This window comes from Pseudomonas sivasensis, assembly GCF_013778505.1.
Lineage (GTDB): Bacteria > Pseudomonadota > Gammaproteobacteria > Pseudomonadales > Pseudomonadaceae > Aquipseudomonas > Aquipseudomonas sivasensis.
This window is the reverse complement of record NZ_JAAOWU010000001.1, coordinates 467,556-480,817: the sequence shown is the minus strand read 5'-3', so window position 1 is coordinate 480,817 and position 13,262 is coordinate 467,556. Positions and strand designations below refer to the sequence as shown.

Annotated in this window: 9 protein-coding genes; 3 read left to right on the top strand and 6 right to left on the bottom strand. The window is 60.2% G+C overall.

The window, feature by feature from the left end:
* Window positions 1-8 precede the first annotated feature (8 nt).
* The 3 genes from ftsA (at window position 9) to lpxC (ending at window position 3,567) form a co-directional block, all read left to right on the top strand.
* A complete protein-coding gene (gene ftsA, locus G9Q84_RS02105) occupies window positions 9-1,271 on the top strand; it encodes a cell division protein FtsA (protein WP_032886326.1) in 1,263 nt (420 codons plus the stop codon).
* A gap of 66 nt (window positions 1,272-1,337) precedes the next feature.
* Entirely contained in the window at window positions 1,338-2,543 is a 1,206-nt protein-coding gene (gene ftsZ / locus G9Q84_RS02100; protein WP_095183868.1) for a cell division protein FtsZ, read from the top strand.
* 112 nt (window positions 2,544-2,655) lie between these two features.
* Window positions 2,656-3,567 (top strand): UDP-3-O-acyl-N-acetylglucosamine deacetylase, encoded by a 912-nt coding sequence (gene lpxC / locus G9Q84_RS02095; protein ID WP_003171886.1) that lies wholly within the window; start codon window positions 2,656-2,658, stop codon window positions 3,565-3,567.
* A 154-nt stretch (window positions 3,568-3,721) separates the two neighbouring features.
* On the opposite strand, the gene G9Q84_RS02090 is transcribed toward lpxC, so the two are convergent.
* The 6 genes from G9Q84_RS02090 to G9Q84_RS02065 all read right to left on the bottom strand — a co-directional run bounded on the left by G9Q84_RS02090 (window position 3,722) and on the right by G9Q84_RS02065 (window position 13,214).
* Window positions 3,722-5,218: a sensor domain-containing diguanylate cyclase gene (locus G9Q84_RS02090; RefSeq protein ID WP_181642825.1), complete on the bottom strand. Its 1,497-nt coding sequence runs from the start codon at window positions 5,216-5,218 to the stop codon at window positions 3,722-3,724.
* Between the two features lie 87 nt (window positions 5,219-5,305).
* Window positions 5,306-6,634, bottom strand: coding sequence for an OprD family porin (locus G9Q84_RS02085; protein WP_099601153.1), 1,329 nt, complete (start codon window positions 6,632-6,634; stop codon window positions 5,306-5,308).
* Window positions 6,635-6,921: 287 nt separating this feature from the next.
* Window positions 6,922-8,286 carry a heavy metal sensor histidine kinase gene (locus tag G9Q84_RS02080; RefSeq protein WP_181642824.1) on the bottom strand — a complete coding sequence of 455 codons (1,365 nt, stop codon included), beginning with the start codon at window positions 8,284-8,286 and terminating at the stop codon, window positions 6,922-6,924.
* On the bottom strand, window positions 8,276-8,953 hold the full coding sequence (locus G9Q84_RS02075) for a heavy metal response regulator transcription factor (RefSeq protein ID WP_032886331.1): 678 nt from the start codon (window positions 8,951-8,953) through the stop codon (window positions 8,276-8,278). Before G9Q84_RS02075 ends, G9Q84_RS02080 begins: the two co-directional genes overlap by 11 nt.
* Window positions 8,954-8,961: 8 nt before the next feature.
* Window positions 8,962-12,051, bottom strand: coding sequence for a multidrug efflux RND transporter permease subunit (locus G9Q84_RS02070; protein WP_181642823.1), 3,090 nt, complete (start codon window positions 12,049-12,051; stop codon window positions 8,962-8,964).
* Window positions 12,048-13,214, bottom strand: a complete 1,167-nt coding sequence (locus G9Q84_RS02065; RefSeq protein ID WP_032886333.1) for an efflux RND transporter periplasmic adaptor subunit — start codon at window positions 13,212-13,214, stop codon at window positions 12,048-12,050. Before G9Q84_RS02065 ends, G9Q84_RS02070 begins: the two co-directional genes overlap by 4 nt.
* Window positions 13,215-13,262: the final 48 nt, after the last annotated feature.

Sequence of the window (13,262 nt, the reverse complement as noted above, 5' to 3'; positions counted from 1 at the left end):
CAGGACCCATGGCAAACGTGCAAAGCGGCAAAATGATCGTCGGTCTCGATATCGGCACCTCCAAAGTGGTGGCGCTGGTGGGCGAGGTCGGGGAAGACGGCGCGATCGAAATCGTCGGTATTGGCACGCATCCGTCCCGGGGCCTGAAGAAGGGCGTGGTGGTGAACATCGAGTCCACTGTGCAATCGATCCAGCGCGCTATCGAAGAAGCGCAGCTGATGGCCGGTTGCCGGATTCACTCGGCGTTTGTCGGCGTCGCGGGCAACCATATCCGTAGCCTGAACTCTCACGGCATCGTGGCGATCCGTGACCGTGAAGTCAGCGCCGCCGACCTTGAGCGCGTCCTCGACGCCGCCCAGGCCGTGGCGATCCCGGCCGATCAGCGCGTGCTGCACACCCTGCCGCAGGATTACGTGATCGATAACCAGGAAGGCGTTCGCGAGCCTCTGGGCATGTCGGGCGTACGTCTGGAAGCCAAGGTCCACGTGGTGACCTGCGCTGTCAACGCTGCACAGAACATTGAAAAATGCGTGCGCCGCTGCGGCCTGGAAATCGACGACATCATTCTTGAGCAACTGGCGTCTGCGTACTCGGTACTGACCGACGACGAGAAAGAGCTGGGCGTGTGCCTGGTGGACATCGGCGGCGGCACCACCGACATCGCGATCTTCACCGAGGGTGCGATCCGTCACACCGCCGTAATCCCGATTGCAGGCGACCAGGTTACCAACGACATCGCCATGGCGTTGCGTACACCGACCCAGTACGCCGAAGAAATCAAGATCCGCTACGCCTGCGCCCTGGCCAAGCTGGCCGGTGCCGGCGAAACCATCAAGGTTCCGAGCGTGGGCGACCGTCCACCGCGCGAACTGTCGCGCCAGGCTTTGGCCGAAGTGGTCGAGCCGCGTTACGACGAGCTGTTCACCCTGATCCAGGCTGAACTGCGTCGCAGTGGCTACGAAGATTTGATCCCGGCCGGCATCGTGCTGACGGGTGGCACCTCGAAGATGGAAGGCGCGGTCGAACTGGCCGAGGAAATCTTCCACATGCCGGTCCGCCTGGGCGTGCCCCATGGCGTCAAAGGCCTGGGAGACGTGGTGCGCAACCCGATTTATTCCACCGGTGTGGGCTTGCTGTTGTACGGACTGCAAAAGCAGACCGACGGCATTTCCCTGTCGGGCCCGAGCATCCGTGACAGCTACCGCAGCGACGACGAGGCCAAAGCGCCGTTGTTCGAACGGTTGCAGGCTTGGGTAAAAGGCAATTTCTAAAGCTTTACCGCAACACCGATGTAAGCAGTAGGCGAAAAAACTAGAGATAACGAAAGGAGAGGGAACATGTTCGAACTCGTAGACAACATCCCCGCCAGCCCGGTCATCAAAGTGATCGGTGTCGGCGGTGGCGGCGGCAACGCTGTCAACCATATGGTCAAGAGCAACATTGAAGGCGTTGAGTTCATCTGCGCCAACACTGATGCCCAGGCGCTGAAAAGCATCGGCGCGCGGACCATCCTGCAATTGGGCACTGCTGTGACCAAGGGCCTCGGCGCTGGCGCCAATCCGGAAGTTGGCCGTCAAGCCGCTTTGGAAGACCGTGAGCGTATTGCCGAAGTGCTGCAAGGCACCAACATGGTGTTCATCACCACTGGCATGGGCGGCGGTACCGGTACCGGTGCGGCCCCGATCATTGCCGAAGTGGCCAAGGAAATGGGCATTCTGACGGTTGCAGTCGTGACCCGTCCGTTCCCGTTCGAAGGTCGCAAGCGCATGCAGATCGCCGACGAAGGTATCCGTCTGCTGTCTGAAAGCGTCGACTCGTTGATCACCATTCCTAACGAGAAATTGCTGACCATCCTGGGCAAGGACGCAAGCCTGCTGTCCGCGTTCGCCAAGGCTGACGATGTACTGGCCGGTGCCGTTCGCGGTATTTCCGACATCATCAAACGCCCAGGCATGATCAACGTCGACTTTGCCGACGTACGTACTGTCATGAGCGAAATGGGCATGGCGATGATGGGCACTGGCTGCGCCAGCGGTCCTAACCGTGCACGTGAAGCCACCGAAGCGGCCATCCGCAACCCGCTGCTGGAAGACGTGAACCTGCAAGGCGCACGCGGCATCCTGGTGAACATCACTGCCGGTCCTGACCTGTCCCTGGGTGAGTACTCCGACGTGGGTAGCATCATCGAAGCCTTCGCTTCCGAGCACGCGATGGTCAAAGTCGGTACCGTTATCGATCCAGACATGCGCGACGAACTGCACGTGACTGTGGTTGCTACCGGCCTGGGCGCGAAAATCGAGAAGCCTGTAAAGGTTATCGACAACACCGTTCATACAAACCATGCCAGCCACGCCAGCCAATCGGCTGCAGCTCCAGCGCCTGTGCGCCCGGAAATGCCGTCGGTGAACTACCGTGACCTGGATCGTCCGACCGTGATGCGCAACCAGGCTCAGGCCGGTGCTGCGGCGTCCCGTAGCCCGAATCCGCAAGATGACCTGGACTACCTGGACATCCCGGCATTCCTGCGTCGTCAGGCCGATTGATGGAATGTATCAGGGCTATGAAGGTGATTGGTGTTCAGCAAAGGTCTGGTCTGCTATTATCGCCAGCCTTTGTTGATACCAGTTCGCAATTTGCGCTCAAGCGGTCCAAGCCATGATTAAACAACGCACCCTGAAGAATATTATCCGTGCCACAGGTGTAGGTCTGCACTCCGGGGAGAAGGTATACCTGACCCTCAAACCTGCACCTGTCGACACCGGCATCGTGTTTGTTCGTGCCGACCTGGACCCTGTGGTGCAGATTCCTGCTCGCGCGGAAAACGTTGGCGAAACCACTATGTCGACCACATTGGTCAACGGTGACGTCAAAGTGGACACGGTGGAGCACTTGCTCTCGGCCATGGCTGGCCTGGGCATCGATAACGCCTACGTCGAGCTCTCCGCGTCCGAAGTCCCTATCATGGATGGCAGCGCTGGACCCTTCGTATTCTTGATTCAATCTGCCGGCCTGGAAGAACAGGACGCAGCCAAGAAGTTCATACGCATTCTGCGGGAAGTGACAGTAGAAGACGGCGACAAGCGCGCCACCTTCGTCCCGTTCGAAGGCTTTAAAGTGAGCTTTGAGATCGATTTCGATCACCCGGTATTCCGTGACCGCACCCAAAGTGCAAGCGTGGATTTTTCCAGCACTTCGTTCGTAAAAGAAGTCAGCCGCGCCCGTACCTTTGGTTTCATGAGTGACATCGAGTACCTGCGCAAGCACAACCTCGCACTCGGCGGCAGCGTTGAAAACGCCATTGTGGTCGACGCGGATGGTGTACTGAACGAAGACGGCCTTCGCTACGAAGACGAATTCGTGAAGCACAAGATCCTCGATGCAATCGGTGACCTCTACCTGCTGGGCAATAGCCTGATAGGCGAGTTCAAAGGCTTCAAGTCGGGCCACGCCCTTAACAACCAGCTGCTGCGCAAGTTGATTGAGCAGACAGACGCTTGGGAAGTCGTGACCTTCGAAGATGCCAGCACCGCACCGATCTCTTACATGCGTCCCGTTGCGGCGGTGTAAGTAACAACTCTCTTTCTTTAGTTTTTAAAGGCTGCCTTCGGGTGGCCTTTTTTTATGGCTGTTTTTCTGGTGAACAGACTTGCTGTGGCAAGCGGGCCTGTTGTAGTGAGTAATGCTGTGACAGCAAGTCTTCTGTGGACATTAGTCTGATGCCTCATGACAGCGTGGCTGCATCCACGATCCGATTACGCCCCGTATGCTTGGCCTCATACAACGCCTGGTCCGCACTCAGCAGCAATGCTTCCAACGACATACGACTGTGCTTATCCCAGGTGCTCATACCAATACTCACAGTAATCGGCCGCTCATCCCCGGCTATCCGCGGTAAGTGTTCGACGCTGCTGCGGATGTGCTCGGCGATTACCTGTGCGCCCTTGGCATCGGTAATCGGAAGCACCACTGCAAATTCCTCACCGCCATAGCGCGCCGCCAGATCAGCAGGGCGACGAATGTTGCCGCCGATCACTTGGGCCACGGAGCGTAAGGCTTCATCGCCCCCCTTATGGCCATGGCGATCGTTAAAAGCCTTGAAGTGGTCCACGTCAATCATCAGAAGCGTCATCGGCTCCGTTGAGCGTTGGGCGCGGTCCCATTCCAGGCGCAGGCGTTCATCCAGAATGCGGCGGTTGGGCAGGCCGGTGAGGGCGTCGGTGGCTGCCAGTTCTGACAGCACCCGTTCTGCGCGGTAGCGTCGTCGCAGTTCACGACGCAGCATCCAGGTCAGCCACAACAGACCTATACACAGGATGCCGGTGGCGCCACTGGTCAGCAGCGCGGCGCGTTTCCAAGGGGCGAATACATCTTCACTGGACAGTGCCACTACCACGATCAGCGGTAATTCCCCGACGTTGGTGAACGTGTACAGGCGCTCCTTGCCGCTGAGAGCCGAGATGGCTTGGAAGCTGCCACTGCCTTCACTCAGCATGCGCTTGAAGTTCGGTCGCTCGCTCAAGTCCTTATCGATCATGTCGCGTTCGAGCAGCGGCTGTTGGGCCAACAAAATGCCTTTGTTGTTGAGCAGGTTGACGCTGCTGCCGTTGCCGATGGTCAGGGTGTTGAACAGTTGGTCGAAATACGCCAGACGCATGGTCGCGACCGCAACGCCGGCAAACTCACCGTTGGGTCCCGATACTCGCCGGCTGAATGCCATGCGCCAGACCTGGTCACAGTCGCAATGGATTTTGAACGGTCGGCTGATGAACAAACCGGCCTGGCTGTCCTTTACGTGCACCTGGAAATAATCGCGGTTAGAAAAATTACGCGGCGTCGGCTGCAGCGTTGATGAGTCTGCGATAACGGCGCCGTTGGGGTCCAATAACAGCACTTCGCCCTTGAAAGGCGCTGCGGTGGCGAGGTCGAACTGCACCAGATGCTGGATACTCGCGGCCACCTGGGACAGGTCTTCACGTTGTTTGGCCGCGATCAGCCCTTTGAGTGCCAGGTCATACAATTCAACGTTGCGCAGCACGTCGGCATTGATCAGTTGGGCAATGTTGGTGGTTGAACGTTTGGCTTCCTGAAGGGTGCTGGCGTGTTCGCGGACCAACAACGCCGCAACGATAATCACAATCAGGGCGACCGTGAGGCCGCTGCCCAGAATCAGAAAAAGCTCAGGATGTGCAGGCGAGGTACGAACAGGGCGTTGACTCATCGGGCAGACTTCAGCGGTGTGAATGCTGGCAGTTTAGTTCTACCCGATGAAAATTAAATCATTGGCTAAAAAGAAAGATTCCAGGGGTCAGAACACGTTGATCGGGTAGTCGATAATCACCCGATATTCATCCACGTCCCGGTCAACCGCCGAATAACCATTGCTGCCGCGGTTGGTTGCCCATTGAAAACGCATTGCCAAATCCTTGGCCTTGCCGCCTTGCACCACGTATTTCACGTCGATATCCCGTTCCCAGTGCTTGGCGTCTTTGCCATCGGCGCTGTACCAGGCGCTGTAGCCTCGGCTTTGCGGGTCGACCTTGGTCAGGTCGGTCTTGCCACTGATGTAGGACACCGCCGAGGTCAGCCCGGGCATACCGAGGCCGGCGAAGTCATAGGCGTACTTGAGCTTCCACGAGCGCTCGTTGGGGCCGTTGAAGTCCGAGTATTGTTGGGAGTTATCCAGGTACACGCTGTCGCCCTGAGCGATGTAGTCGAACGGCGTGTTTCCGTTGACCCGCTGGTAAGCGGCGGTGACGCTGTGATTACCCACGCCCACGGTGAAATGCAGGCTGTAGGTGTTGTTGTCGATGCCGCCGAGCAACGACTGGCCGGTGTCTTGGGTGTGGTAGTAGTGCAGACCCGGGTTGAGGCTGACCAGGTCATTGAGTGCGTAGGTGTAGTCCAGGTCGTAGTAGTACTGGTGCCACACGTCCTTGAGTTCGGAGGCGTACAGGTTGCTGGTCAGGCCGGGAATGCCGCTGAACGAAACGCCGGCCCAGTTCATGTGCTGGCTGTCGGTGTTAGTCGGCAGCGCGCCGTAGCTGGTGCCAATGCGACGGTGGCCGCTCTGGTTGTAGAGCTTGGTGAAGCTGGCCTGGCCGCCTTCGAACATCCAACCGTCGAAGCTGTGATTGCTTAGGCTCACGCCGCGGAAAGTCTGCGGCAGCATGCGCGTCTGGCCGCCCGCGATGACCGGGTTGTTGAGGAACAGATCACCGGCCTTCAACTCGGTATCAAAGGCACGCATCTTCAAAGTAGCGCCAGCGGTGGAGAACGATCCGGGGGCTTTGCCGCTGCCGTCAGTACTGCCGTAGGGAAGAATGCTGGAGCCGTCAGTGCCGCCACCGCCGTCGAGTTTGAGGCCGAGCATGGCGTGGGCATCCAGGCCGAAGCCGACGGTGCCTTGGGTGTAGCCGGATTCGAAAGTGCCGAGAAAGCCTTGGCCCCACTCCTTGCTGTCATCGGTATGAATGTCACGACGGTCGCGGTTCATGTAGTAGTTGCGGGTGTTGATGTTGAGGTGCGAGCCCTCGATGAAACCTTCAGTAGGGGTAGTGTCTGCCGCGTGGGCAAGGGGGACGATCGTTGCTGCAATCGCGAGGAATAACGGGGTGAACGTCAGCGAGTTCTTCACCGGTAAGGCTCCTTTGGTCTATCGAAAACGGCCAATGTCGTGGGGGTGTGCCTGGCCTTTTTTACGGCAAAAAAAAGCCGCTGATATCAGCGGCTTTAAGACAGATTCCCAGTGTAGAGCCCTGGAAATAAGTCGAGGGAAATTCGGGTAAGCGGGTAGCTGCCTTTGCCGCCGCGCTCATCGATGCGTCAAATTAACGCAGGTGAGCGGTACGATATAGAGTGTAACAAGAGAATGACTGTTGCCCAAATCGCAACAGTGATTGGGTCTGATTCCATGTGGGCGGCCTACATCGGCAGAGTAATGCCGAAGGTATTGCCCCCCTGTTCGCTGCGCACAAACACGTCGCCACCGTGCATCAACGCAATCGCCTTGACGATCGCCAGCCCCAATCCATGATTCGCCCCGCTGTTGCTACGCGAGGCGTCCACCCGATAAAACCGCTCGAACAACCGTGGCAGGTGCTCGCCAGCAATTGCCTCGCCGGGGTTGGTCACGGCGATGGCCACCTGATGGTCCAGCACGTCAATGCTCACATCGATCACCTGCCCCGGCGCCGTGTGCTGAACCGCATTGCTCAACAGGTTGATCAGCGCACGGCGCAGGTGGGCTTTTTCGATCTGTACCTGGGCGTCGCCGTGGACCTGCACCCGCACCTGAGCGTCTTCGAGAATGAAGTCCAGGTAGTCGAGCGTGGTCGCCACCTCATCGGCCAGGGAGCTTTCGATCAGCTTGGTGGCCTTGCTGCCCTGGTCGGCGCTGGCGAGGAACAGCATGTCGTTGATGATCGAACGCAGGCGTTCCAGCTCTTCCAGGTTCGACTCCAGCACTTCCAGATAATGCTCGGCCGAACGCCCACGGGTCAGCGCCACTTGGGTCTGGCCGATCAGATTGGTCAGCGGTGAACGCAGTTCATGGGCCACATCGGCGTTAAAGGATTCCAGGCGCGAGTAGGCCTGCTCAACGCGGTCGAGGGTGGAGTTGAACGAGTTGACGAACTGCTTGAGCTCCGGGGGGAGTGGCGACAGTTGCAGGCGTCCGGAGAGTTTTGGCGGCGCGAGTTTGCGCGCTTCATCCGAGAGTCTACCCAGGGGCTTGAGGCCAATGCGCGACACCCAGAACCCCAACAGCGCAGCCAGCACCACGCCAACCAGCGCAAGGCTGACCAATGCCACCAGCAAGTGATGCTGAGTGGCGCGGAAGTTCTCGGTGTCGATGGCAATCATGAAGCGCAACGGCGGGCGCTGGTCCTTGGCTGGAAACTGGCTCACCAGCACTTTGAACGGATGGGTGTAGCCCGGCAGATGCAAATCGCGCTTGCCGCTCGGGCCCTCGGCGAAGGCGCGGATCTGCGCATCCGGTTCGCCATACTCGAAGTTCGGATCAGTGCTGACTACCCAGAAGCGGATGCGCTTGTCTTCCTCGCTCAATAGTTTGAGCTTGGCCTTGATCTTCACCCAATGGTCCGGCGTGCCGAAGCGGTTCACCGAGGACTCCAGCACGCTGTAGCGCGCATCCAGTTCCGCGCCCGGCAACAATCCGAGGCTGCGGTCGACCTGCTGGTACAGCGCGCCACCGATCAACACAAAAATCAGCAGCGCCACCAACGTGAACATGCCACTCAGGCGCAAGGCGATGGAATTAGACGGCACTGCGGTTCTCCAGCACATAACCCATGCCACGAATGGTGTGCAGCAATTTGTGTTCGAACGGCCCATCCAGCTTGGCGCGCAGGCGCTTGATCGCGACTTCGACCACATTGGCGTCGCTGTCGAAATTGATGTCCCAGACCATCTCTGCAATCGCTGTCTTGGACAGAATTTCACCCTGGCGCCGCGCCAACACGCTGAGCAGCGAGAACTCCTTGGCCGTCAGGTCCAGGCGCACACCGTTGCGGCTGGCTTTGCGGCTGATCAGGTCAATCCACAGGTCGGCGACGGTGACTTGCACCGGCTCATGACCACCGCTGCGCCGGGTCAGGGCTTGCAGGCGCGCCACCAGTTCGAGAAACGAGAACGGCTTGCCCAGATAATCGTCGGCGCCTTCGCGCAGCCCGCGTATGCGGTCTTCCACGCGCTCGCGGGCGGTGAGCATGATGACTGGCGTCTGCTTGCGCGCACGCAAGGCACGCAGTACGCCAAAGCCGTCGAGGCCGGGCAGCATCACGTCGAGCACGATCACCGCGTAATCGTTCTCCAGCGCCAAGTGGAGACCTTCGACGCCTTCGCGGGCCACGTCGACGGTGTAGCCCTGTTCCGTCAGGCCGCGGTGCAGGTAGTCGGCGGTTTTTTCTTCATCTTCAACAATCAGTACGCGCATGACCCGCCTCAGTGTGTGGTCGCCAGCTCGGCAGCTGGTTTGGGCCGGTGGAAAAAACGCTCAAGGTACAAGTATATGACCGGCGTGGTGAACAGCGTCAGCGCCTGGCTCACCAGCAGGCCGCCGACCACGGCTATCCCCAGCGGCTGGCGCATTTCTGCACCCGGTCCGCTGCCGACCATCAGCGGCACCGCGCCGAGCAGGGCGGCGAGTGTCGTCATGATGATCGGGCGGAACCGCGTCACGCAGGCTTCGTAGATCGCTTCTTCCGGCGGTAGCCCGCGCACGCGCTGGGCCTCCAGGGCGAAGTCGATCATCAGGATGCCGTTCTTCTTCACGATGCCGATCAACAGCACCAGGCCGATCAACGCCATGATCGAAAAGTCCTGCCCCATTAACCACAACATGATCAACGCGCCCAAGCCGGCCGAGGGCAAGGTGGAAATAATCGTCAGCGGGTGCACGAAGCTCTCATACAGCACCCCAAGGATGATGTAGACCGCCACCAGCGCCGCAAGGATCAGCCACGGCTGGCTGGCCAGCGAGCTTTGGAACGCCTGTGCCGCGCCCTGGAAGTTGCCGATGATGGTCGTCGGCATGCCGATTTCATTCTTGGCCTGGTTGAGCATGACGACCGCATCACCCAACGCCACGCCGGGCGCCAGGTTGAACGACAGGTTGGCAGCCGGGAACATGCCGTCATGGCTGATGGACAACGGCCCCACGGTGGGCGGGTCGACCTTGGCCAGTGCCGACAGCGGCACCATTTCATTGGTCAGCGGCGAGCGCAGGTAGAAGTAGTTCAGACTCTCGGCCTTGCCCCGTTGTTGGGTGTCCAGTTCCAGCACCACCTGGTACTGGTTGATCTCGGTCTGGAACTCGTTGATCTGGCGCTGGCCGAAGGCGTCATACAGCGCCTGGTCGACATCGGTCGCGTTCAGGCCAAAGCGTGCGGCCGCCTGACGATCGATGCTGATGTGGGTGATGCTGCCGCCCAGTTGCAGGTCGTTGGACAGGTCGCGAAACGCCGGGTTGGCACGCAGTTTTTCGGTGAGGCGCTGGGTCCAGGTGTTGAGCGTCGGGCCGTCGTTGCTCTTGAGCACGTATTGGTACTGGGCACGGCTGGGGCCGGAGCTGAGGTTGATGTCCTGGCCGGCACGGAGGTACAGCACGATGCCCGGCACTTTGGCCAGTTTCGGGCGGATGCGGTCGATGAACTGGCTGGCCGAAACATCTCGATCACCCCGGTCTTTCAGGGCGATCCAGAAGCGCCCGTTGGCGATAGTCTGGTTGCTGCCCGTCACGCCCACCGAATGGGAAAACGCCTGCACTGCCGGGTCATCCTTGACGATCTCGGCCAAGGCTTTGTGCTTGGCGACCATGTCCGGGTACGACACATCGGCCGCCGCTTCGCTGGTGCCGAGCACAAAGCCGGTGTCCTGTACCGGAAAGAAGCCCTTGGGGATAAACACGTAGCCGACCACGGCCAGGGCCAGGGTCACCACAAAAATGGCGGCCATGGTGCGTTGATGGGCCAGTGCGCGGCGCAGGTTGCGCGAGTATCCGGCCAGCAGGCGTTCGCTGAAGCCGGGTTTGTCGTGGGCGGGGTGGGTCGGGGCGCGCATGAACAGCGCGGCCAAGGTTGGCGCCAGGGTCAACGAGACCACCACCGAAATCAGGATGGTCGCCGTCGCCGTCAGCGCGAACTCCTTGAACAAGCGCCCGACCACGCCACCCATGAACAGCAGCGGAATAAACGCCGCCACCAGCGAGAAGCTGATGGACACCACCGTAAAGCCGATCTCCCCAGCGCCCTTGATGGCCGCTTCGCGTTTGTCGAGGCCCGCTTCCAGATGGCGGTGGATGTTTTCCACCACCACGATGGCGTCATCCACCACGAAGCCAACGCTGATGACAATCGCCACCAGGGTCAGGTTGTTCAGGCTGAACCCCATCAGGTACATCACCGCGAAACTGGCGACCAGCGACACGCCGAGCACGCTGGACACAATCAGCGTCGCCGACAACTGGCGCAGGAACAACGCCATCACCGCCACCACCAGCAGGATGGCGATCAGCAGCGTCACTTCCACCTCATGCAGCGAGGCGCGGATGGTCTTGGTGCGGTCGGTCAGTACGCTGACCTGCACCGACGCCGGCAACATGCCTTGCAGGCGCGGCAGTTCAGCCTGGATGCGGTCCACGGTTTCGACGATGTTTGCGCCGGGCTGGCGCGAGATCACCAGGTTTACGCCGGGTGTATCACCGGACCAGGCTTGCACGTAGGCGTTTTCCGAACCGTTGATGACTTTGGCGATATCGCGCAGTTGAACCGGTGCACCGTCCTTGTAGGAAACGATCAGTTGGGCGTAGTCCTCCGGGTGAAACAGCTGGTCGTTGGTCGACAAGGTCGACACGCTGTTTTCCCCATAGATCGCGCCCTTGGCCAGATTGAGGCTCGATTGCTGGATTGCCAGGCGCACATCGGCCAGGGTGAGGCCGATGGCGGCGAGTTTGTCAGGCGAGGCCTGGACGCGTATCGCCGGGCGTTGCTGGCCGGTGATGTTGATCTGGCCCACACCGTCAATCTGGCTGATCTGCCGCGCCAGCAGGGTTTCCACGTAGTCACTCAGCTCGGTGCTCGGCATGCTGTCGGAGCTGACGCTGAGGATCAGTACCGGGCTGTCCGCCGGGTTGACCTTTTTCCAGGTCGGCAGGCTCGGCATGTCGCTGGGCAGCTTGCCCGACGCGGTGTTGATCGCCGCCTGTACTTCCTGGGCGGCGGTGTCGATGCTCTTGTCGAGTGTGAATTGCAGGGTCAGCAGGCTTGAGCCCAGGGCACTGCTGGAGGTCATCTGGGTCATGCCGGGGATGGCACTGAATTGCACTTCCAACGGTGTGGCCACCGATGAGGCCATGGTGTCCGGGCTGGCGCCGGGCAATTGTGCGGTGACCTGGATCGTCGGAAATTCCGCTTCCGGCAGTGGGGCGATGGCCAGGCGAGGGAAGGCAATCATCCCGAGCAGTACCAGGGCGAAGGTCAGCAGCAGGGTGGCGACCGGGTGGTCGACGCACCAGGCTGAAGGCGAGCGGCTCATGGCTGCACCTTGGCATCGACGGTCTGGATCACTTGCGGTGGCTCTTTGAGCACCTCCACCTGAGCACCGGCCTTGAGTCGCGACTGGCCATCACTGACCAGCACGTCACCGGCTTGCACACCCGTGATGATGTTCACGTCGCTGTTTTGATAGGTGACCTGCACCGGCACCACCTCAACCTTGTCCCCCTTGACCCGGTACACGAAGTGCGAATCCAGGCCGCGTTGCACCACGGTCGGCGGCACCACCAGGGCATTTTTGTCGAGGGCGGTCTGGATTTTGATGGTCACCAGTTGCCCCGGCCACAGGCGCTGGGAGGCGTTGCTGAACTCAGCCTTGGCGCGCAGTGTGCCGGTGGTGGAGCTGATCTGGTTGTCGATCAGGCTCAAATGGCCTTCACCGAGCAAGTCGCCGGTCTGGCCGTCGGTGTCAGCGCCCAGATAGGCGTCGACACTCGCCGGGGCAGGCGCGGCGATCAGGCCTTGCAGGGTCGGCAGCATCTGCTGCGGCAGCGAGAACTCAACGGCAATCGGGTCGATCTGGGTCACTGAGAACAGGCCCTGGGTATCACTGGTGCGCAGGAAATTGCCCGCGTCCACGTTACGAATACCGACGCGGCCACTGACGGGGGAGCGGATCTGGGTGTAGGAAAGCTGGACCTGGGCCGAATCGATTGCGGCCTGGTTGCCTTGGGCGGTGGCCTTGAGCTGGTTGACCAGAGCTTGTTGCTGGTCATAGGTCTGCTTGGACACGCCGTCGTCGATACTCAACTCCTTGTAGCGCTTGAGGTTGACCAGCGCTACCTGCAGTTGCGCCTGGCTCTCGCCCAACTGCGCCTTGGCCTGGTCGAGACTGGCGCGAATCGAGCGGTCATCAATGGTCGCCAGCAGGTCGCCGACCTTGACCCGTTGGCCTTCCTTGACCAGCAATTGGGTCAGGATGCCGTCGACTTGCGGGCGAATCACCACGCTGTGCAGCGATAACACCGTGCCAATGCCGCTGACAAAACGCGGGATATCCTGTTGCACCACGCTCACCACCCGGACCGGGATCGCGGTCGGTACTGCCAGCTTGGTCTTGGCCGGCCGGGTCAGCGCCCAGGCTGCAATCGCTACGACCACGAGGACACCCACAATCAGGGCGGTTTTTCGTTGAATCTGCATGGGTGAGGCGCCGGGGCAAAGGATGGGGAGAGTGAGTGATCTTTATAG

Coding starts and splice junctions, on each gene's coding strand:
- ftsA (WP_032886326.1), top strand. CDS start 9: ATGGCAAACGTGCAAAGCGGCAAAATGATCGTCGGTCTCGATATCGGC.
- ftsZ (WP_095183868.1), top strand. CDS start 1,338: ATGTTCGAACTCGTAGACAACATCCCCGCCAGCCCGGTCATCAAAGTG.
- lpxC (WP_003171886.1), top strand. CDS start 2,656: ATGATTAAACAACGCACCCTGAAGAATATTATCCGTGCCACAGGTGTA.
- G9Q84_RS02090 (WP_181642825.1), bottom strand. CDS start 5,218: ATGAGTCAACGCCCTGTTCGTACCTCGCCTGCACATCCTGAGCTTTTT.
- G9Q84_RS02075 (WP_032886331.1), bottom strand. CDS start 8,953: ATGCGCGTACTGATTGTTGAAGATGAAGAAAAAACCGCCGACTACCTG.
- G9Q84_RS02070 (WP_181642823.1), bottom strand. CDS start 12,051: ATGAGCCGCTCGCCTTCAGCCTGGTGCGTCGACCACCCGGTCGCCACC.
- G9Q84_RS02065 (WP_032886333.1), bottom strand. CDS start 13,214: ATGCAGATTCAACGAAAAACCGCCCTGATTGTGGGTGTCCTCGTGGTC.